The sequence below is a fragment of the Acinetobacter haemolyticus CIP 64.3 = MTCC 9819 genome (genome assembly GCF_000369065.1).
GTDB classification, from domain to species: domain Bacteria; phylum Pseudomonadota; class Gammaproteobacteria; order Pseudomonadales; family Moraxellaceae; genus Acinetobacter; species Acinetobacter haemolyticus.
Genome location: NZ_KB849801.1, coordinates 91,065 through 112,521, shown reverse-complemented (window position 1 = coordinate 112,521; position 21,457 = coordinate 91,065). Strand labels below are relative to the sequence as shown.

General features: G+C 39.6%; 16 protein-coding genes, 3 pseudogenes and 1 other annotated feature. Of the genes and pseudogenes, 5 read left to right on the top strand and 14 right to left on the bottom strand.

Features of this window, described 5'->3' with window-relative positions:
• Positions 1–13: 13 nt before the first annotated feature.
• From hutG to F927_RS06065, 6 genes are all read right to left on the bottom strand, one after another.
• A complete protein-coding gene (gene hutG, locus F927_RS06090; RefSeq protein ID WP_005082574.1) occupies positions 14–934 on the bottom strand; it encodes a formimidoylglutamase in 921 nt (306 codons plus the stop codon).
• A gap of 30 nt (positions 935–964) precedes the next feature.
• Positions 965–2,173: an imidazolonepropionase gene (gene hutI, locus F927_RS06085; RefSeq protein ID WP_005082571.1), complete on the bottom strand. Its 1,209-nt coding sequence runs from the start codon at positions 2,171–2,173 to the stop codon at positions 965–967.
• A gap of 65 nt (positions 2,174–2,238) precedes the next feature.
• Positions 2,239–3,777 (bottom strand): histidine ammonia-lyase, encoded by a 1,539-nt coding sequence (gene hutH, locus F927_RS06080; protein ID WP_005082568.1) that lies wholly within the window; start codon positions 3,775–3,777, stop codon positions 2,239–2,241.
• An 89-nt stretch (positions 3,778–3,866) separates the two neighbouring features.
• The gene (gene hutU, locus F927_RS06075) at positions 3,867–5,543 is read right to left on the bottom strand and encodes a urocanate hydratase (RefSeq protein WP_026057265.1); all 1,677 of its coding nucleotides are present in this window, start codon (positions 5,541–5,543) and stop codon (positions 3,867–3,869) included.
• Positions 5,544–5,876: 333 nt separating this feature from the next.
• A complete protein-coding gene (hutC, locus tag F927_RS06070; protein WP_005082567.1) occupies positions 5,877–6,629 on the bottom strand; it encodes a histidine utilization repressor in 753 nt (250 codons plus the stop codon).
• 144 nt (positions 6,630–6,773) lie between these two features.
• The gene (locus F927_RS06065) at positions 6,774–7,829 is read right to left on the bottom strand and encodes an aromatic ring-hydroxylating oxygenase subunit alpha (protein WP_005082565.1); all 1,056 of its coding nucleotides are present in this window, start codon (positions 7,827–7,829) and stop codon (positions 6,774–6,776) included.
• Between the two features lie 176 nt (positions 7,830–8,005).
• Between F927_RS06065 and F927_RS06060 the strand changes: the two genes are divergently transcribed.
• Positions 8,006–8,962: a LysR family transcriptional regulator gene (locus tag F927_RS06060; RefSeq protein WP_005082563.1), complete on the top strand. Its 957-nt coding sequence runs from the start codon at positions 8,006–8,008 to the stop codon at positions 8,960–8,962.
• A gap of 104 nt (positions 8,963–9,066) precedes the next feature.
• Positions 9,067–10,017 carry an allantoinase PuuE gene (gene puuE / locus F927_RS06055; protein WP_005082560.1) on the top strand — a complete coding sequence of 317 codons (951 nt, stop codon included), beginning with the start codon at positions 9,067–9,069 and terminating at the stop codon, positions 10,015–10,017.
• Between the two features lie 250 nt (positions 10,018–10,267).
• Here puuE and F927_RS06050 read toward each other — a convergent pair whose 3' ends face one another.
• The 6 genes and pseudogenes from F927_RS06050 to F927_RS06025 form a co-directional block, all read right to left on the bottom strand.
• Entirely contained in the window at positions 10,268–11,710 is a 1,443-nt protein-coding gene (locus F927_RS06050; RefSeq protein WP_005082559.1) for an amidohydrolase family protein, read from the bottom strand.
• Positions 11,707–11,925 (bottom strand): annotated as a pseudogene (locus tag F927_RS16795) (ABC transporter permease); the annotation flags it as partial. The pseudogene F927_RS16795 and the gene F927_RS06050, both read right to left, overlap by 4 nt.
• A gap of 35 nt (positions 11,926–11,960) precedes the next feature.
• A protein-coding gene (locus F927_RS06045; protein WP_111841931.1) for an IS3 family transposase occupies positions 11,961–13,180 on the bottom strand; the annotation gives its coding sequence in 2 pieces (ribosomal slippage) (positions 11,961–12,904 and positions 12,904–13,180; 1,221 coding nt in all).
• Positions 12,789–12,905: a sequence feature (AL1L pseudoknot), on the bottom strand. It overlaps the preceding gene by 117 nt.
• Before the next feature lie 49 nt (positions 13,181–13,229).
• Positions 13,230–13,811 (bottom strand): annotated as a pseudogene (locus tag F927_RS06035) (ABC transporter permease); the annotation flags it as partial.
• The gene (locus F927_RS06030; RefSeq protein ID WP_005082553.1) at positions 13,804–14,619 is read right to left on the bottom strand and encodes an ABC transporter ATP-binding protein; all 816 of its coding nucleotides are present in this window, start codon (positions 14,617–14,619) and stop codon (positions 13,804–13,806) included. The pseudogene F927_RS06035 and the gene F927_RS06030, both read right to left, overlap by 8 nt.
• Positions 14,620–14,671: 52 nt before the next feature.
• Positions 14,672–15,649: pseudogene (locus F927_RS06025) on the bottom strand (ABC transporter substrate-binding protein).
• A 671-nt stretch (positions 15,650–16,320) separates the two neighbouring features.
• Between F927_RS06025 and F927_RS06020 the strand changes: the two are divergent.
• Complete coding sequence (locus tag F927_RS06020) at positions 16,321–17,334, top strand: isopenicillin N synthase family dioxygenase (RefSeq protein WP_005082547.1); 1,014 nt, start codon at positions 16,321–16,323, stop codon at positions 17,332–17,334.
• 12 nt (positions 17,335–17,346) lie between these two features.
• On the opposite strand, the gene F927_RS06015 is transcribed toward F927_RS06020, so the two are convergent.
• Both F927_RS06015 and alc read right to left on the bottom strand, forming a co-directional pair.
• Complete coding sequence (locus tag F927_RS06015) at positions 17,347–17,877, bottom strand: ureidoglycolate lyase (protein WP_005082546.1); 531 nt, start codon at positions 17,875–17,877, stop codon at positions 17,347–17,349.
• A gap of 283 nt (positions 17,878–18,160) precedes the next feature.
• The gene (alc, locus tag F927_RS06010) at positions 18,161–19,165 is read right to left on the bottom strand and encodes an allantoicase (protein ID WP_005082544.1); all 1,005 of its coding nucleotides are present in this window, start codon (positions 19,163–19,165) and stop codon (positions 18,161–18,163) included.
• A gap of 166 nt (positions 19,166–19,331) precedes the next feature.
• Here alc and F927_RS06005 point away from each other — a divergent pair, with 166 nt between their 5' ends.
• Entirely contained in the window at positions 19,332–20,042 is a 711-nt protein-coding gene (locus F927_RS06005; RefSeq protein WP_005082543.1) for a FadR/GntR family transcriptional regulator, read from the top strand.
• 181 nt (positions 20,043–20,223) lie between these two features.
• On the top strand, positions 20,224–21,381 hold the full coding sequence (hpxO, locus tag F927_RS06000) for an FAD-dependent urate hydroxylase HpxO (protein ID WP_005082541.1): 1,158 nt from the start codon (positions 20,224–20,226) through the stop codon (positions 21,379–21,381).
• The last annotated feature ends 76 nt before the right edge of the window (positions 21,382–21,457 follow it).

The window sequence follows — 21,457 nt, the reverse complement described above, 5'->3', positions numbered from 1 at the left end:
TTCACGTGAACCATCAATCAAATATATAGTTAAAAATTATATAAGCGGCTAATTTGGCAGTTCTGCTATCCAAATCGAACCGTGGATTACATTCAGCCACATCAAAAACTTTAATTTTGCCAGTTTCCTTTATGGCTTCTAATAATGGATCAAATACCGATAAATCAACTCCTTTTACCGCTGGTGCGCTTACACCCGGCGCAATGCTAGCACTAAATACATCAAGGTCAACCGTAATATACAAATAGTCAACTTTTCCGATAAATTTTTGTATTTTTAAGATTATATTTTCGACATTTTTCTGTTGTAATTCATCATCGTAAATATAAGTACTGTTCAAACGGTCTGCTGTTTCAAACAAAATCTTGGTATTGGAGTGCTTCGCCACACCAATGCATAGATAATGAAATTCTTGTTGATGTTGTGCTGATAATGTTGCTGCATTGAGAAAAGGCGTGCCTGAAGTGACTTGGTCTGCTTCACGAAGATCAAAATGGGCATCGAAATTGATAATTCCAATCTTTTTATTTGGCTCGTGATTTTGAATATATTGAAACAAACCTGAAAAACTACCAAAAGCAACCTCATGCCCACCGCCTAAGACGATCGGTTTCATGCCCTGCTTCAAACAACGTTCAACCTGATCAGCCAATTCAGCCTGTGCGGTCTCCAACTTACCACTATCACAAACGACAGTTCCAAGATCAGCAATTGTGACAGGTTGGTGCACAGGTAAATTCGCCAATTGCGCACGAATCAGATCTGGCGCATCCGCAGCACCGACACGGCCTTTATTTCGCTTTACGCCTTCATCTGAACTAAAGCCAATGAATGCATATGTGGCGTGTTGACTGGTATTGACCACCTGATGGATACGTAAGTGCGCCTCACCTTCTCCATCATATCTTCCTTGCCACTTAAATGAATGATCCATAATTAATATCGCTACTTAAATGTTATGCACTTAGCTGATCGAAATTTCAGTACCGTGTCGTACGATTCTTTTGCCTAAATCACCGCCGAGCCAATACACAATTTCAGAAGGGTGCTCAATATCCCATGCAATAAAATCCGCATATTTTCCCTGTTCTAAGCTGCCGTGTGTTACCTGTAAACCTAATGCATGAGCGGCATGAATCGTGACACCTGCCAAGGCTTGTTCAGGCATTAAACGAAACAAAGTACTCCCCATATTCAACATCAAACGTAAAGACAAAGCTGGTGAAGTTCCTGGATTCAAATCGCTAGATAATGCAATCCGAACACCATGCTTATGCAAGCTTTCTAGTGGCGGAAGTTGGGTTTCTCTCAAAAAATAAAATGCACCGGGCAATAGCACAGCAACCGTTCCAGTCTCAGCCATTGCCTTAACATCATCTTCCGTCATGAACTCTAAGTGATCAGCAGATAATGCATGGTAACGTGCAGCTAAACTTGAACCACCCAATGAAGAAAGCTGTTCTGCATGCAATTTAATTGGAAGATTTAATGTTTTCGCTGTTTTAAATACACGCTCAACTTGTTCAGGTGAAAATGCTAAATACTCACAGAACGCATCAACAGCATCGACAAGCCCTTCTTGATGCAGTTTGGGCAACATTTCTGTACAAACATGCTCAATATAGGCATCACCTTGATCTTTAAATTCAGGCGGCAATGCATGTGCAGCTAAGCACGTGCTTTTCACAGTCATAGGTAATGTTTGTGCAATCTGACGAATGACACGCAACATTTTCCGTTCATTTTCATAATCCAAGCCATAACCTGACTTGATTTCAATGGTCGTCACACCTTCTTTTAACATGCAACGAATACGTTTTAGCGCTGATTCAAGTAACTGCGCTTCAGTTGCTTCACGGGTTGCCCGCACAGTACTGGCGATCCCACCACCCTTTGCAGCAATCTCCGCATAGCTCACACCTTGTAAACGTTGTTCGAACTCAACACTGCGATTCCCCCCAAAAACACTATGGGTATGACAATCAATCATGCCAGGCGTGACCCATGCACCATTGAGATCAATAGATTCTTCAAACTCTAGTGGAGGTACATCTTTTTCTAAACCGATCCAATCAATATGCTTTCCATCTGTCACCATGGCTGCATTTTCTATACTGGAATATTGTCCATTTTGCATCGTGGCAATATGACAGTTTTTCCAAAGCTTTTTCATGCATTTATCCTCAAATAGCCCAAGCATTAACTACTTAGGCTATTTTGTCTTTCATGTTGTACTGATTAAGCTTTAACTAAACTCGGTAACAAATTTGGGAGAATGAGCTCATTCAAACAACCACTTGCGAGTAACTCACTTGCTTGTTCAATATCAGGAGCAAAGAAACGGTCTTCACTGTAATACGGCACTTGATCACGCAACACTTTACGAGCACGTTCAAGTTTCGGAGAGCTTTTTAAACCTTCACGGAAATCAAGACCTTGACAGGCACCTAACCACTCCACTGCCAAGATGCCACGAACATTATCAGCCATATACCATAAACGTTTCCCTGCATTTGGTGCCATAGAAACATGGTCTTCTTGGTTTGCTGAAGTTGGCAAACTATCTACACTTGCAGGATGTGCTAAAGCTTTGTTGTCACTTGCCAAAGCTGCGGCTGTGACTTGAGCAATCATAAATCCTGAATTGACCCCACCATTGGCAACTAAGAACGGTGGAAGTTGTGACATATGGCGGTCCATCATCATCGAAATACGACGTTCAGACAGTGAACCAATTTCTGCAATTGCCAGTGCCAAATTATCTGCTGCCATCGCAACAGGTTCAGCATGGAAATTACCACCTGAAATCACATCACCTTCAGCAGCGAAAACCAGTGGGTTATCCGACACAGCATTTGATTCAATTTCTAATACTTCCGCTGCTTGACGAATTTGAGTCAAACAAGCACCCATTACTTGAGGTTGGCAACGCAGTGAATATGGATCTTGAACTTTGCTGCAATCTTCATGTGAGTGGGCAATTTCACTTGAGTCAGTCAATAAGTCACGATAAGCCGCAGCAACATCGATTTGCCCACGTTGACCACGTGCTTCATGGATACGAGCATCAAATGGTGCACGTGAACCCAACATTGCTTCAACACTTAAACCACCACAAACCGTAGCTGCTGCAAATAAATCTTCTGCTTCAAATAAACCACGTAACGCATACGCTGTTGATACTTGTGTACCATTTAATAAGGCCAAACCTTCTTTAGCCGCAAGAGAGATTGGTTCTAAACCAGCCGCTTTTAGTGCATCAACAGCAGATAGCCACTCACCTTTATAACGAGCTTTACCCTCACCTAATAAAACCAATGACATGTGTGCTAATGGGGCTAAATCACCTGAAGCACCAACCGATCCTTTGAGTGGAATATGTGGATAGACTTGCGCATTGATCAACGCAACAATGGCATCAATCACTTTACGGCGAATACCTGAGAAACCACGTGCCAGACTATTGGCTTTAAGCAACATGATTAAACGAACCATTGCATCATCTAATGGCTCGCCAACACCTGCAGCGTGCGAAAGAACCAATGAACGTTGTAGTTTCTCTAAATCTTCAGGCGCAATTTTCGTTGAGGCAAGCAAGCCAAAGCCTGTATTAATCCCGTAGGCAGTACGACCTTCATTGACAATTTTTTCCACGCAAGCAACGCTGGCTTCTATCGCAGCCGATGCACTTTCATCAAGTTTAACTTTAATCGGATTTAAATAAGCTTGGCGAAGATCTGCTAGCGTTAATTTGCCGGGTTGAATGAGAAGTTCCATGATTGGTGTCCTATTTTGAACTATATTGTTCTCTTACAGCGCCTCTTACACAATTGCAAAAAACGCCGTAAATGTGATTGAGTGATTTTTTATTGAGTAATCATTGGCAAGTTCAAACCTTGCTCTTTAGCACAATCAATCGCAATGTCATAACCTGCATCTGCATGACGCATCACCCCTGTTGCAGGGTCATTGGTCAATACACGTGCAATACGTGCTGCTGCTTCATCAGTACCATCACATACAATCACGACACCAGAGTGTTGAGAGAATCCCATACCCACACCACCACCATGATGCAGCGATACCCAAGTTGCGCCACCTGCGGTGTTCAAGAGCGCATTTAATAATGGCCAATCTGATACTGCATCTGAACCATCTTGCATCGCTTCTGTTTCACGATTCGGACTAGATACTGAACCTGAATCTAAATGATCACGACCAATGACGATCGGTGCTGAAAGCTCACCACTACGAACCATTTCATTAAAAGCTAAACCGAGTTTTGCACGTAAACCTAAACCGACCCAACAAATACGTGCTGGTAGACCTTGGAAGCTAATACGTTCACGCGCCATATCCAACCAACGATGCAAATGCTCATCATCAGGGATTAACTCTTTTACTTTTGCATCTGTTTTATAGATATCTTCTGGATCACCAGACAATGCAACCCAACGGAATGGACCTACGCCACGACAGAATAATGGGCGAATATAAGCAGGCACGAAACCTGGAAAATCAAAAGCGTTCGCAACACCTTCTTCTTGTGCCATTTGACGAATGTTGTTGCCATAGTCAAATGTTGGCACACCCATTTTTTGGAAATCAAGCATCGCTTGTACGTGTTTTGCCATCGATTGTTTAGCCGCTTTTACCACAACTTCAGGTTCAGTTTGAGCACGTTGACGATATTCTTCCCACGTCCAACCCACTGGCAAATAACCATTAAGTGGATCATGTGCACTGGTTTGGTCAGTGACCATATCGGGACGTACACCGCGACGAACTAATTCAGGTAAAATTTCTGCTGCATTACCATGCAATGCGATCGAAACAGCTTTACCTTCTTTGGTGTATTTTTCAATACGTGCTAATGCATCATCCAAATCAGTCGCTTGTTCATCAACATAACGTGTGCGTAAACGGAAATCGATACTGGTTTGTTGGCATTCAATATTCAGTGAACAAGCACCAGCCAATGTTGCTGCTAATGGTTGAGCACCACCCATACCACCTAAACCAGCAGTGAGTACCCAACGACCTGTTAAATCACCGTTGTAATGTTGACGACCTGCTTCTACAAAAGTTTCGTATGTACCTTGTACGATGCCTTGGCTACCAATGTAGATCCATGAACCTGCTGTCATTTGACCGTACATCGCCAAGCCTTTTGCATCTAATTCATTGAAATGTTCCCAATTCGCCCAATGAGGAACTAAGTTCGAGTTTGCAATCAAAACACGTGGCGCGTCTTTATGAGTTTTAAACACGCCAACAGGCTTCCCTGATTGAACCAATAGGGTTTCATCCGCTTCTAGTGTTTTTAATGTTTCAACGATCTTATCAAAGCATTCCCAATTACGTGCTGCTCGTCCAATCCCACCGTAAACAACAAGCTCTTTCGGATTTTCTGCAACATCAGGGTCAAGATTATTCATCAGCATGCGTAACGGCGCTTCAGTTAACCAACTTTTTGCACTGAGCTGTGTACCACGTGGTGCGCGAATTTCTACGTCACGAAATTTTGTTGTCGTTGTCACGATGAGACTCCTTTCGATGGAATTTGGTTAGCAAGTTAAACTGTTATTTACGATATAGCATGTATTAACTTGTATATACATCTATATACTACACAAAACTTTTACCTTGAAAAGATGCATTTCATTCCATTTCTAAAAATAAATCTCAAGCATATGAAATAAAATAATTTATTTTTTATTCGACAACAAAAAACCCATACAACTACAATTTGTATGGGTTTTAAAAAAGAGAGATAAAATTAGACTTTTTCAGTGCTATTAGACAAGCATGTTGTATATTCTGCTGACTAAAAGCGATATTTTTCAAGTATTTCCAATGAGATTAGAAAGATGAAATCATTGCGTAAACTTACCTTCCAGATAATAACGACTACCCGGATAAATCAAACGCGCACTGGAAATCAGTTGTTTATTTGACCATGTACGGCGGCGGATCAACAGACATGGTTCTGTTTTATTAATCTTCAACCATTTACATTCTTGAGCAGAAGCTAAAATCGCCGTAACCACATGCTCACCCTCAGTCACAGGTGCCTTTGACATCAAATATGCATTCGGTGTAATCGCTGTAAAATCTTGTGCTAAGTAATCTGGTATCAGCACTGGATCAACCAAACGGTCTTCGATTTGTACAGGCACATCATTTTCATAATGCACAATAATCGAATGAAATAGCTTTTGCCCTTCACGCATCTGCATTAACACACTCTGCTCAGCATCAGATTGAATTTGCTCTAACACTAACACTTCTGCACGATGCTTATGATTTCGAGCGATAATCTCTTCAGCAATATTATTCACGTGAAATAAAGCTGTTCGCCCTTGTCCTTCCGCAACAAAAGAACCCACACCTTGTATACGTACCAACAAGCCTTCACTAGTCAACTCACGCAAAGCGCGGTTGACTGTCATACGACTGCAACCAAGCAAATTGACTAATTCACTCTCGGATGGAATCTTTTTATTGACTGTCCATGTGCCTTCATAGATTTTTTGTGAAATCATTTGCTTTACACGTAAATATAAAGGAACGGGACTATCTTCCCCGAGTGATAAATCCAAATCGTTTTGCTTGGATGTTCTTGACATTGACTAAAACTCATACAAAATACTTTCAGCTATTGTATATGGATTAGTGTCAATTTGTATATACAAGCTTATACAATTAGAATCCCACTTTTAAATAATATGGAATTTTGTTCACTTGAATTCTTGAGTTGATAAACTCGTAACCTAAACGGTATAACGCTTACTCAACCCCCAATCTGCCAATATACGACGATACATGGTTGAAGAGCGATCAGCTTCAAAATGTGCTTCCATGGTAATATCTACAGGTAATTCTTCAGGTTTTTGAGACTCTACCATTTCTTGATCTTCTGCAAAAATTTGTGCATTAAAGTCATAAACAGCTTGCAAATCCCCAGTGGTATCAAAGTTACGTGTCAGTGGTACAAACAACCGAGTTTTGTTATGTGAGATTGGGCAACAAGCATTTAAAATCTTTAACACACCATCATTCGGAAAATGAATCGTCAATACTGCTGAAAATGGTGGATAAACATCAAAAATCCGCTCCCAAAGGAAATCATCAGGCGCTAAATGTTGCATCCCATGTGGATAATTACTGACGTTACTGACATATTCAGTATGTAACCCATAATCGGTGCGTTCAGTCGAATACTTCGGAACGACAGGATTCTCTCTGTCCGCAAATGCATTGTGATGCACCCAAGCAAAATGCGCCACATCAATAAAACCCTCTAATTGACGACCACTTGAACCAGCAATATCAACATATGGAGGTAAAATTCCTTGGTGTTCTTTTGTATCCCATGTATCCAGTACTGGGAAATTTGCCGAGCTTTCGTCTCGTCCTAAAATACTCGTCCATACCAAACCATATTTTATGACCACAGGAAATTTGGTTAAGGAAAAACGATCAGAAATTTTGGTTAGATCAGGCTGTGCAGGAATTTTTATGCATTTACCTTGTTCATTGAAATGCAAACCGTGATAAGGACAAATAATCGTTTCGCCTTCAACCCAACCTTTGCTTAACGGTACACCTCGATGTGGGCAAATATCACGAACTAAATGAATGTTGCCTGACTCAGTTTTATAAATCGCCATATTCAGATCAAGCACCGTGACTTGCTGTGGCTTAGTCGTTACGTCTTCAACTCGTGCTACGGGATACCAATGTTGAGCCAATATGTGCCAATCCCGATCATCAAACTGACTGTGACAAGGTTTATCTGGAAGATTGATTAACGGAATTGCATTCATGCTTTGCTCTCATTTTCTGCTAAAGATCACGGATCTATATGGCTTAAATGCAGTGTGGAGCAGAACATTTTTTTCGTCTATTAGAATGAATTTGATCATTCATTCTAAAAATTAGAACAGTAACGGCACTAAAATTGCTTTTGTATAAATACTTATTTTTATAAAACGTACATGTAATGGCATTACCCTTTTCTCGCTTCGCTGAATATTTTATTGCAGTCGCCAAAACCGGTAGTTTAAGAAAAGCAGCGGATCAGCTTTTTATTTCAGTTTCAGCGGTACATCGTCAGATCGTTTTAGCTGAAGAGGAACTTGGTGTAGCTTTATTTGAACGCCTGCCAAATGGCTTAAAACTAACTTTGGCCGGTGAGTTGCTATATGCAGATTTGCGAAGTTGGCAAAAAGACTTTCAAATGACACAAAAGCGCTTGAATGAAATCCAAGGCTTACAGCGTGGTTCAATTGATTTTGGCGTAATTTCCGCGCTCAGTGAAAGTTTTGTCACGGATGTTATTCAATCCATTCATCAAGATTATCCTTGGATTAATTTCAATATTCGCGTGTTAGATAGCGACTATGTTGCTGATCTCGTAATTAATGCAGAACTCGATTTTGGTTTAATCCTCAATCCAAAACATCAGCATCAATTGCAAGTCAGCTCATTTATTGAAATGCCACTCGGTTTTGTCATTCCCAAACAACATCCCTTAGCAAACAAAGAAAAAATCTATTTCTCCGATACACTGGAATTCAACCATATCATCGCTGCTGCACCGTTGATTATTCATGATCATGTGATGGCTTTATATAAGAAACATGATTTTAATCCTCCCCATCAAATTGAATGTAACGATATTCGTATGATGCTTTCATTGCTTAGAAACAGTCTAGGCATTGGTATCATGAGTTATCTAGATGCCTATGCTTTTATTGAAAATGGTGAATTTGAGTTCAGAACGATTCACGAAAATGGACTACATCCGATTACCCTTGCCTTGTGTGTTGCACCAAAACGGCAACTCTCACGAATATCACAAATTATGATGAATCAAATCATTGAACATATGGAAGCACTAAAATTGCGCATGATAAAGATTACTCAGCAAATAAACTCGATTAACGCACCAAAATAAAACACACAAACATATGATTTATATTGTTTTATTGTTTGACACCAAAACAATCCATCGAGTAATTTAATGAGAAGTTTCACATTTCCATCTTCTTAGGCAAACCCATGACACTCATAGATCAAACTAACCATGTCACCCATGATTATCCTCGAGATATGCTAGGTTATGCCAATCATCCTCCACATGCGCAGTGGCCAAATCAAGCCAAAATTGCCGTTCAGTTTGTATTGAATTATGAAGAAGGTGGAGAAAAACACATTTTGCATGGTGATGATGGTTCAGAGCAGTTTCTTTCTGAAATCAGCGGTGCTGAAAGCTATCCAGCACGACATTTGTCCATGGATTCTATATACGAATATGGTTCACGCGTTGGTTTCTGGCGCATTCATCAAGAGTTTGCCAAACGTAATTTACCTATGAGTATCTTTGCAGTCGCCATGGCACTACAACGAAATCCCTTAATTGTAGAAGCAATTAAACAGCATCATTATGATGTTGTTTCTCATGGTTTACGTTGGATTCATTATCAAAATGTAGATATTGAAACCGAGAAAGCACATATGGCTGAAGCCATGCAAATTTTAAAAGATTTATTTGGGGAATATCCAACAGGTTGGTATACAGGGCGTGATAGTCCCAATACTCGTCAACTCTTGGCTGACTATGATCAGATTCAGTATGACAGTGATTATTATGGGGATGATCTACCTTTTTGGACAACACTATCAAAAGAGAATGGTGAAACTCGTCCACATCTCATTATTCCTTATACCCTTGATACCAACGATATGAAGTTCGCCTCACCGACTGGTTTTAATCGTAGTGAAGATTTTTTTGAGTATTTAAAAGATGCTTTTGATGTGCTGTATGCTGAAGGAGCGACTTCACCGAAAATGTTATCTATCGGGATGCATTGTCGAATTCTAGGTCGCCCTGCCCGTTTTAAAGCATTACAGCGCTTTTTGGATTATGTACAAAATCATGATCGGGTATGGATTTGTACTCGTCAGCAAATTGCGGAACATTGGTATAGATATCATCCTTATCAGGGATAGATCTATTTCTTTTACAGTTTTCTAGCACTGCTACATCAGCGATGTACAAACAGATTGCTTTTGTATTGGCTATTTTTTACTTTTGAAGGATCAAAAGTAATCAAAAATCCTTTGTTAGCCTGACGGTACTTCCCTGCTACCGCAGTCCAACAGGCGGCATCCATGCCGCCCCACGATAGTAATCAGCAATATAAATTCTAAAAGCTTAAGTTCTAAAGTAGATCATAGCCTAACAATGTTACATAACCTCTTAGGCTATTTTAGCCATTTGCATACTCCGCTGCTGTAACAGCTTTACTGATTGTTTCGCTTGCGAAGCCAGCTCCATCATATCAACATCAGGAATTTGGTCATTTTCCACCACCATTTTACCTGCAACAAACATCGCTTTAATATACGCGCGACCACCACTTGCAATAGGACCAATCGCCATATCTTGTAAGCCCAAATAACGAGGATCATCCAAACGATACAATACCAAATCCGCTTGTTGACCGATCTCAATCGTACCGACTTGATCTAAACCGAGAACTTTTGCACCACCTACTGTTCCCCAGCGAATAATATCTTCAATACTTGCAGCATCGGCACCACCCTCAAACATCCCACCTTCATATTGTGGTTTTGCCAACATACCTTTTCTCGCACGTTGTAATAACCATGCGGCATGTGTTTCTGACAACATATCAGCAGCCTCGTTGGACGCTGCACCGTCAACACCAATCGAAATTGTCATGCCAGCTTTTTCTAAACTTACCAAATCAGCGATACCACTACCTAAACGTGCATTACTTTGAGGACAATGTGCAACTCCTGTTTTTGTTTGACCCAAAATTTGGATTTCGTCAGGTAATAGCTTCACCAAATGAGCAAACCAAACATCATTGCCCACCCAATCATTTTCAGCACAATATTGCACAGGTGTCATATTAAATTTAGCTTTTGCTGCGTCCAAATAATCTACCGTTTCAGATAAATGACTATGCATACCTATACCAAGCCTTCTAGCAATTTTTGCTCTTTCTCTAAATTGTTCTGGTGTCATGGAATGTAAAGTTGATGTGGGGGCCATTACAATTTTTCTAAAAGAGTTGCCTTCTGATTGATGATATAAATGAACTAACCGCTCTATGTCAGCCATATAATCATCAAATTTTTCTGGACGTAATGCTTGTGGTAAATCACTTTCTAAACCACGTGTAAGCGTTGCACCACCACGACATAATACAAAACGCATGCCGAGCTTTTCAGCTTCATCAAATAAAATAGCAGCACCATCAAACGACATTTTCGGCCAATATAAATAATGATGATCTGCAACTGTTGCGCAACCTGAGCGTAGTAACTCGATTAAACCTATACGCACTGCGATTCTAAACGTCGTTTCATCGAATGCGCCTCGGAATCGATACGGTGTAGTCGCAAGCCATGCACTTAAGTTTTGATTTAAACCCTGAGGTTCTCCTTTTAATAAAGACTGAAATAAATGGTGATGAGTATTCACCCATGCAGGATAAATAACACAATCTTTCGCATTTACAACCTGTTCATTTTCAAGCTCAGTTAATTGCCCAACTTCAGAAATTTTTCCATTTTGAATCCGAATATCCGTAGCAGATGAACGCGCTGCTGTACCAGATAAACCTGTCAAAATTGCATGCGCATTTTTAATCAAATAGCTGTTATTCATCATGCTTGTTCACTCTCATGCCATTTACTGAGAAATACACGACTTAATAAAGACATCAATACGAACAGCCCTAAGCCCGTACAAGTAATTAGAAATAGTGCAGCAAACATTAACGGTAAATCTAGTTGGAATCCTGCCTGTAAAATTTGATAGGCTAAACCTGCACTTGTACCGCCAGCACCTGCAACGAACTCGGAAACTACCGCTCCTATAAGTGAACCGTACCGGGTTTGTCGGAGACTTTTTATTTAAGTTAGGCCACCTGACCTAACGGATTAATTTTATCATAGTACATTGCTTCAAAATCAAAAGGTGGCACATAACCTAGTGCACTATGTACACGCTCTTTATTGAACCAATCTACCCAATTTAATGTCGCAAGTTGTACATCCGCTAAACCTTGCCAATCTGCTTTTAAATATTCAATCACCTCTGTTTTGTATAAGCCATTCACTGTTTCAGCCAAAGCATTATCGTATGAATCACCGGTCGTACCGACTGATGCTCGTAAATTTGCTGCTTCTAAACGATTGGTATAGCGAATGGAAAGATATTGAACCCCTCTGTCACTATGGTGAATCACATTCTTTGGCATGTCTCGAGCATGTAACGCTTGCTCAAGTGCATCGAGCACCATATCTGTATTCATCCGTGTCGATACTTTCCATCCAACAATTGCTCGTGAGAAGACATCAATAATAAATGCAGTATAAACCCAGCCTGAATTTGTTTGAATATACGTGAAGTCAGCGACCCATAGCTGGTCAGGATGATCAGCACTAAAATTGCGTTTCACCAAGTCATCTGCTCGTTTTTGATCCTCTCGGCTACGGGTAGTTTGTTTATTCTTACCACGCCAAACACCTTGTATACCTAGTTTTTGCATCAATCGAGCAACTGTACAGCGAGCAATAACATAGCCTTCACGTTTCAATTTTTGCCAAACTTTACGCACACCATATCGACCTGAACTTTCCTTCCAAATTCGTTTAATTTGTTCAGCATGATGCAAGTCATGTAGATCTCGCTTTGCTCGATGTTCTGGGTTTTCAACGAAATCTAGTGTTCGATAATAGGTAGAAGCCGCGATCGGTAAAATCCTGCAAATCGCCTCAACACCATATAACGCCTTATTGTTATGGATGAAATCTACCATTATTTGTGTGGGCGGTCGAGCTCCGCCTGGGCGAAAAAAGCGGCTGCTTTACGTAGAATTTCGTTAGCACGTTGCAGTTCTTTATTTTCACGTTCGAGTTGTTTAATACGTTCTTGATCTGAAAGTTGCTGTACTTTAATTGGGTTTTGTTTATCTAAATATTTTTGATACCAAACACGTAGAGTTTCAGGAGTACAACCTATCTTGGGAGCAATAGCGGTGATCGCAGCCCAATTCGATGGATAATCTTTCTCGGATTCAATCAATAATTGAACCGCTCTTTCTCTGATTTCAGGGGTATATTTTACTTTTTTCATCGGGACATTCTCTCAGAAAGCTTGGTCTCCGACAAACCCGGTACGGTTCAAGCGCTAAACCACATGAAATCCGTAGGCCACCAAAGAAATAAGGCAACGCATTCGGCACACGCAGACGCATCAGAATTTGCCAACGACTGGCTTTATTAATCTGAAAAAGATTAAGTAGCCCTTTATTGACACTACGTAGGCCTAAAGTTGTGTTGGTGAGTATTGGGAAAACAGCGACTAACATGGCGCATACCACCAATGCCAAAGTGGTATTTTGAATCCAAATAATCACTAAAGGTGCAATCGCCACGATCGGAGTTACCTGAAATAAAATGGCATAAGGCATAAAACATGCTTCTACAACACGACTTTGTACAAATAGAAAAGCAATTAAAGTTCCAATAATCACTGCACAAGCAAAAGCAAGTAATGTGATCTTTAACGTCACCCATAAACTACCAAACAACAGCGAAGATTGATTCATCATTGCCATCACAATATCACTTGGCTTTGGTACAACATAAACGGGAACTTCTAATTGCTGAAAACTCAATTGCCATGTGAGTAATAAGAAGCAGCCAAGCATGAATGGCGCTGCAATACGTTGCATAGCAGGATGTTGTATTAAAGGTTTAACCATGATCATACCCTCCGTTTGCTTGAGCCAACAAAGCAGAAAAATGTGCACATTGTTTGATAAACGCATCAGATGTTCTAAAAGATTCATCTCGATGATATGGTCCATCCACTTCTAAATCTGCGATTACTCGACCAGGTCTTGCACCCATCACGATCACTCTAGAAGACAAATACACTGCTTCGTAAATACTATGAGTAACAAAAACAACGGTTAAATCGCGTTCAGACCAAAGTTTTCGGATATCACTATCGAGTTTATGTCGAGTAAACTCATCTAAAGCTCCAAAGGGTTCATCCATGAGTAATAAATCTGGCTCTGTCACTAATGCACGAGCAAGAGAAGCGCGCATTTGCATTCCTCCTGAAAGTTCACGCGGATAAGCTTTCGCAAATTGCTCTAATCCTACTGCTTTCAAAGCATCAGATACTTTGGAGGAACTTTTCGACTTAGCAATGTGTTGTAAATCAAGTGGCAGACGTACATTTTCCTCAATCGTTGCCCAAGGCATAAGTATGGCTTCTTGGAATACCATTGCCATTTTGCATTGTGATTGAATATCCGCCTTACCATTCCAGCGAACTTGCCCCGCTGAGGGTTGCTCAAGATCAGCAAACATCTTCAGTAATGTGCTTTTGCCACAGCCCGATGGTCCAAGTAGAGAAACAATTTCACCTCGTGCAATATCTAGATCAAGTCGCTGTAAAGCATGTGTGCCGTTTGGATAGGTTTTTTCGGCTCCACGCACCATAATCATTGGCGTAACAAAATTTGATGTAGTCGGAATATCTACAGATAAAACTGAATTCATGCGGTTTCCCCTTGAGACGAATGTCTGATTTTCTAACCTACTGATGTAATTGTTATTTACTTACAGGATTAAACTGTGTGGTATAAGCCGCTTTCCAATTAGTTTTAGCATTGAGCAAACCTGCATTTACCATAAAATCACGCGTTGCTTTCCAACGCGCGTCTGTCATCACGCCAATCCCTCGAGTTTTGGCATCTCCGCCATCAATCAATTTTCGTTTTTTCATTTGATCAACTGCAAAAGCCAATAAATCATCATTCATATTAGGATTTTCTTTTTTTATCATCGCATTGCCTAAACGAGGATCGGCTAGGTAGTTTTTCCAACCTTCCATAGAAGCCTGTACGAAACGTTTTAAAACATCGGGTTTTGCTTGAATGACATCATTTCGAGTTACAAGAATTCCACCATAGGCTGGGTATCCAGCATCAGCGAATAAGAAAAAATTACTCGAAGGTTCAGCTTTTTTTGCTTGAAACACCTCTGAGGTTGCATAGGCTTGTTGAGCTACATTTTTACTTGCTAAAAATGGTTGCATGTTGAAAGTATAAGGACGAGCCTGAGCCGCATTTAAATTATATTTTTCTCTCAACCATGGCCACCAACTTGCTTGTCCGCTGGTAGATACAAGAATTGTTTTTCCTTTCAAATCTGCCAAAGATTTCACATCGCTGTGAGTCAAAATACCTTGTGGATCAAATTGAAATGGTGCAGCAATTGCCTTGATCGGAAAATTACTTTCTATACCTTTTAATACTTGGAGATCATAATTAATAATAATATCTGCACGTTTAGAAAGTAATAACGTCATATTATTGACTTGTGGGCCACCGATTTTAATATCGACATCTAGCCCATATTTTTTATAGATTCCTTGTGCTAAAGCTTGATAATAACCACCTTGCTCTGCTTGTGCATATCATGTGGTTTGTAAAACTAATTTGTCGGCAGCTTGAGTAAATGAACTGAATAGTAATGCGCTCGCAATGACAGCTAATCGCCCTTTGCCTACATAGTGCTGAATTTTCATAAGTAAGACCCCTAAATATGTTTGAACTCATTTCACTGTTCTTTTAGGGGAATAAAAATCGAATGTAAAAAGGCACACAGATTCTCTCAAAGCCCTGAAATGACTTTGTCCCCAAAAGAGGAACAGCTAACGCTGTAGAGCAATGTCCCATGTGTAATACACACTAACCGCTTATACTCAGTTATGATTTGGCAAACACCATGCCAGCATTTATTTAATCGATATATTTCATAAAGATAAGCTAATATTTTTTCTTTTAATTTCACATCAGCCATCTATTTTTTATTAACATTACTTTTAATTTTGAATAATTTTAGATAGACAAATAAAATGCACCATTTTTAAACCATAACATGCACAAAAAAGGATCAAATATTAAACTATAATTTTAGACATTCAAATATTCTATATTGGTCAATATTATTTCTCATATTTTATATACATCAAGGTCATAAATTAATCTCTTTTTAGATTGGTATAAAAAATGCTTATATTGATTTGTCGGAGTAGAAGCGTTCAGCATATATCAAAACAATATATGTGGGTCATTGCTCAGAAATAAGCTCACATTCTATTTTTTTAGGATGTGTTGCTCTTTTTTGAAAAAATGACCCAGTAGCCTTTCATTCAATTTGATTGGGTCATGGTTTATTCAACAATTGAGGTGAAATATGAATAGCGCGAACATGACCAATTTAGCTGAAAATAATTACAGTTTAGAAGAGCTGCAAAAAGAAGCACGTATGGGGGCTTTGGGTCAAGAAACTTTTGAAAGAGAAGTTCGTATCATTGATCTTTCCAACTTTGAAGATCGTAAATATGAAATTGCAGAACAGCTTTGGTCTGCGGCAACTGATATTGGTTTTTTTCAAGTTTCAAATCACGGGATTAATTTAGAACAAATTCAAAATGCTTTTGAAATGACAAAAAAGTTTTTTGAGCTACCTACACATATCAAATCCCAATACCCTTTGAATCGAAATGCTGGCTGGGAAAGCAAAGCTCAAATTCGCCCATCTACAAGTACGCCCGATCAGAAAGAATCCTATCAAATTACGCGCCCAAGAATGATGGGGTTGTATCCCAGCGAACAAGAATTACCAACATTTAAGACCACAATGCTTGAGTTTGAAAAAGCATGCTGGCAAGTGGGTATGAAAATATTATCTTGCTTTGCTTACAAACTTGGATTCGCAGATAATTTCTTTACGCTAGCACATGATCCTGATCAAGAAACTTATCAAAGTACACTCCGGATGCTGCACTATTATGCAATTGATCCAGCCATCAAAGATCAACTGGGGTTATGGCGTGCTGGTGCACATACCGATTTTGATTGTTTAACCTTACTATTTCAGCGCAAAGGCCAAGGTGGTCTGCAAGTTTGTCCTGGTAAAGACATGGACCAACAACAATGGACAAGTATTGAACCGCGTGATGATGTAATCACTTGTAATATTGGTGATATGTTGATGCGCTGGAGTGATGATCAACTTCCATCAAATTTTCATCGCGTTAAAAATCCTGAAGCCCATGAATATCAAGGCGCACGTTATAGTTTGGCATTCTTCTGTCAAGCCAATGAACATGTGATCATCGAAAGCCCGCAAAAGAAATATCCAGCAATCACGGCAAAGGAATATCTAAAACAAAGAATTAGTGCAAATTTTAAAGGTAAATATTAAATAATTTTGCGGTCAGAGACTTAAAATCTCTGACTGTTTCCGTTCAATAACCCACTTCGATTCAACCAAATGATACACATCACAATTTTGTCCACCACCAATACGATCCACCACTAAAAAATCACTTTCAGCTTCTAAGGTAATTAATGGATGATGCCAAACCCCTTGGCGATAGGTAATACCCTGCTTACCATTACTTAGAAAGGCATAGATTTGCTGTTCATCTGGTTGTGAGTGATCCAAAGGTAAAGCCACAATAATGATAAATTTTTGTTGTTGTAATGGAATGAACGATTGTGAGCCGTAAGGATGACGTTCAAGCATATCTATTTTAAACGGAATCTGTGTTGCACATAAGTTATGAAAAATACTCATCCCCACAGTAACGTGATCACCAGTAATTTGAGCAACTGATAATGCATGATAGCGCTGCGTTAAACCTTGGTTAATCGAAAAAAAATCATGATTTTCTTTTTCAATCACATCACCAAAAGCGGAAAAACTATCTTGAGTTAAAGGCTGAATTTGGATGTTTTTTCTCATATATTGAACTTCACTTTATTTTAGCAGAACGAAACTTCGTAGATTGTTCTTCTCTAATTCAATGCATAATGAACATTTGCTATCAAGCTAGGCGGCATAGATGCCGCCCGTTAGGCTGTCTTGCGCTGCAACCCAAGCAGTACTTTGGTTTTGCTCAGGATGTGCCATCAGACTAACGAAAGATTTTTGTTACTTTTGATCTTTCAAAAGTAAGCAAATACCAATACAAAAATGATCTGTTATCAAAACTTATATGACTCTGCGCATTACTGAAGAAACAATTTTATTCTTTGATTTTGCCCCATAAGCGAATTCGACTGATCCCACCATCAGGAATCATATTTACACGGATATAGTTCACTTTTTGATGCTGCAAAACTTCTGCAATATATGTGTGAATCGCGTCCATTGATAAAGGCTGCTGTTCTAATAAGTAAGACCAAAACATACTCTGAGGAATCAACTGTGCATCTGTTGCATCCTCAACATAAGCAGCTTGTATCGAACAAAAAGCAGGAAAATTACCCTTAAAATGTGCTGTATCAATTTCTATTTTTTCTACGTGCCCCGCTTGACCTAAGGCAATAACGCACCAGTCAAAACCAGGTTCACGACGACGCTTGGTTTCCCAACCATCGCCCATATTGATGCCACGATCTGGGCTGAGTAAATTATTCGGATGCCCATAGTGCGCATCACTAAATGCAACAATACGCCCTCCATTTTTCAAACCAATCAGATCAATTTGTTGGGTTGAATCTATATTTTCCAGTACAACATTGCCATAAACACGTAAACGAGCAACACCGCCATCAGGGAAAATATTAAGTCGAATGTGGCTGATTTTATGTACTTCACAACTAAAAAAATGATGATGATCTGGAGACAAAACCGAGTTTTCTAACAATGGAATCCAAGTGATATTTTCCAGTTGATCATCAGGTGCATAACACCCTTCAATCGATGCAGAAGCAGGATAATTCCCTGTGAAAAAAGAAGTATCGAGATCAAAACCTGAAACTTTTCCAGTTACACCCAAACGCACAATACACCAATCGTATCCTGCTTCACGCTTACGACGTGTTTCCCATCCATCCATCCATTTCCCATGATCATCGAACTTGCCTTCGATGAATTTTGCAGGTTCTGGTTGTAACATTCTTTCCGCACTTGCAAAAAACTCATCAGAGCAAGACACAATGCTCGCGCCAATGCGCGCATCAGCTAAATTGGTTAAACCCTGTAAGTTATCTGGCAAAGCGACTACTTTGGCAATATGCACCGTCATTAATCAATCCTACAAAACATTTTCATATGGTTCATTCTATGCAAAATCCAGTCCAACTGGTCTGACCTGTTATAAATAATTATCTAATTTTAGCTTTGAAGCAATTTAAATTTATAAATTTTGTGTAGAATCAAATTGTTCATTTTATTTTTAGGAAACGATGTTTATGAGTCCACAAGCAATGCTCAATGGAAAATCATCTCAAGTGACTGAGCAAGCAGTGGAAGTCATTCATCAACGCATTCAGGAAGGTACTTATGCAATTGGTTCTGCATTACCCTCTCAACGTGATCTTGCCACGCAATTAGGAATTAGCCGCGCTTCTCTGCGTGAAGCTTTGACCCGCCTTGCCGCTTTAGGTCTATTAGAAATCAAGGCTGGTAAAGGGGTGTATGTCATCTCACAACACAGTAAAGCAGCAGAACAATGGGAAGGTGAACATCGCATTTCTTTAAAAGATTTTTATCAATTACGCTACGTACTTGAAGGGTTTTGCGCCCTGCTGGCATGTGAATATCTAACTGAACAAGATAAATTAATTTTAAAACAACACTATGAAGCGCTCTCAAATGCAATTTTGCAACAAAATTGGCAAGCTGCTTCTGAATTTGATTATGCATTTCATCAACATATCATTGATTTAAGTCATAATCAGTCGATCATTCAAACACTTAAAATGCATAACGAATGGATTAAGAAAAGTCAGATTCTTCCTTTTGTTCAACCAAATTTAGCATTTAAAACCATTAAAGAACATGATGCGATTTTACAAGCACTCTTTAAACAAGATGCTTTAGCGGCTGAAAAGGCAATGCAGGCACATATTATTGGCGCTGCTCAACGTGCTGGTGTTTATTTTTCTCGTCATGAGTCTTGATAAAATACCCATGCACCACTTTAACTCAAACTGTGAACCACATCGAAACACCCATCCTATTTCCGCTTCTTCATAGCGCAAAATAACTGGTATGACCTGTTAAACCACCAAATAAAATTGGCACAATTCTCGCTTAAGACTCATTAGAAATTTTATCATTTTGAATACTAGGGTCTGAACAATGAATATTGCGATTGTAGGTGCAGGTATGGGCGGTTTAACTGCTGGTATCGCTTTAAAAAAATTTGGACATCAGGTCACGATTTATGAACAAGCAGCAGAAATTTTACCGGTAGGCGCAGCAATATCACTATGGTCGAACGGCGTAAAATGTCTAAATTACCTTGGTTTGACTGATCAAATTCAAGCTTTAGGCGGAGAAATGGAGTCTCTTTCCTATATCGATGGTCTCACTTGTCAAACCATGACTCAATTTAGTTTAACTCCTTTATACAAAGAAGTTGGACAACGTGCCTACCCTGTTGCACGTGCAGATTTACAACGCCTGCTCATGCAAACATTTGGCTTAGAAAATATTAAGCTAGGCATGAGAATGACCGAGATTGAAAATCAGTCTGAATATGTCAGCATTCGTTTTGCCAATGGTTCCCAGATAAAAGCAGATCTATTGATTGGTGCAGATGGCACTCACTCCATCACACGCAAGTTTGTACTCGGCCATCAAGTTGAACGACGTTATGCTGGTTATGTCAATTGGAATGGGCTGGTTGAAATTGACGAAAAAATTGCACCAGCGCAACAATGGACAACCTATGTCGGTGAAGGAAAACGTGTCTCACTTATGCCTATAGCACAAAATCGTTTCTATTTCTTTTTTGATGTGCCTATAGAAGCAGGTCTACCCAATCAACGTGATCAATATAAAACTGAGCTGAAAAAATATTTCAAAGATTGGTGTTCACCTGTACATCAACTGATTGATCGTTTAGATGAGCAAAAAACCAATCGCGTTGAAATCCATGATATTGAACCTTTTATGAATTTTTATAAAGGTCGTGTCGTTTTACTTGGCGATGCAGCACACAGTACCACCCCAGACATTGGGCAAGGCGGTTGCCAAGCAATGGAAGATGCTATTTACTTGGCACGTGCTTTGCAAATAAATACTTTTGGGCTAAGTGATGCACTAGAAAGATACCAGAACAAACGTAATGACCGAACCAAAGAAATGGTATTACGTGCTCGTAAGCGTTGTGATGTAACGCATATGAAAGATCAAAAAGTGACTGAAGAGTGGTATCAATCACTCTATACAGAACAAGGTTCGCACATCATGCAAGGAATTATTAGCAATATTGTAGGAAATCCTTTAGATTAATAACATAAAGTTTTAACTCCCCCCTTCAATGGGGGCTTTTTTTATCTAAATAATTTAATCAGGCAAATCCTTATAA

Excerpts from the sequence above, each read along its gene's own strand:
- hpxO (WP_005082541.1), top strand. The coding sequence starts at position 20,224 with ATGAATATTGCGATTGTAGGTGCAGGTATGGGCGGTTTAACTGCTGGT.
- F927_RS06005 (WP_005082543.1), top strand. The coding sequence starts at position 19,332 with ATGAGTCCACAAGCAATGCTCAATGGAAAATCATCTCAAGTGACTGAG.
- hutG (WP_005082574.1), bottom strand. The coding sequence starts at position 934 with ATGGATCATTCATTTAAGTGGCAAGGAAGATATGATGGAGAAGGTGAG.
- F927_RS06065 (WP_005082565.1), bottom strand. The coding sequence starts at position 7,829 with ATGAATGCAATTCCGTTAATCAATCTTCCAGATAAACCTTGTCACAGT.
- F927_RS06060 (WP_005082563.1), top strand. The coding sequence starts at position 8,006 with ATGGCATTACCCTTTTCTCGCTTCGCTGAATATTTTATTGCAGTCGCC.
- F927_RS06050 (WP_005082559.1), bottom strand. The coding sequence starts at position 11,710 with ATGATGAATAACAGCTATTTGATTAAAAATGCGCATGCAATTTTGACA.
- alc (WP_005082544.1), bottom strand. The coding sequence starts at position 19,165 with ATGACGGTGCATATTGCCAAAGTAGTCGCTTTGCCAGATAACTTACAG.
- F927_RS06030 (WP_005082553.1), bottom strand. The coding sequence starts at position 14,619 with ATGAATTCAGTTTTATCTGTAGATATTCCGACTACATCAAATTTTGTT.
- hutC (WP_005082567.1), bottom strand. The coding sequence starts at position 6,629 with ATGTCAAGAACATCCAAGCAAAACGATTTGGATTTATCACTCGGGGAA.
- puuE (WP_005082560.1), top strand. The coding sequence starts at position 9,067 with ATGACACTCATAGATCAAACTAACCATGTCACCCATGATTATCCTCGA.
- hutH (WP_005082568.1), bottom strand. The coding sequence starts at position 3,777 with ATGGAACTTCTCATTCAACCCGGCAAATTAACGCTAGCAGATCTTCGC.
- hutI (WP_005082571.1), bottom strand. The coding sequence starts at position 2,173 with ATGAAAAAGCTTTGGAAAAACTGTCATATTGCCACGATGCAAAATGGA.
- F927_RS06015 (WP_005082546.1), bottom strand. The coding sequence starts at position 17,877 with ATGAGAAAAAACATCCAAATTCAGCCTTTAACTCAAGATAGTTTTTCC.
- F927_RS06020 (WP_005082547.1), top strand. The coding sequence starts at position 16,321 with ATGAATAGCGCGAACATGACCAATTTAGCTGAAAATAATTACAGTTTA.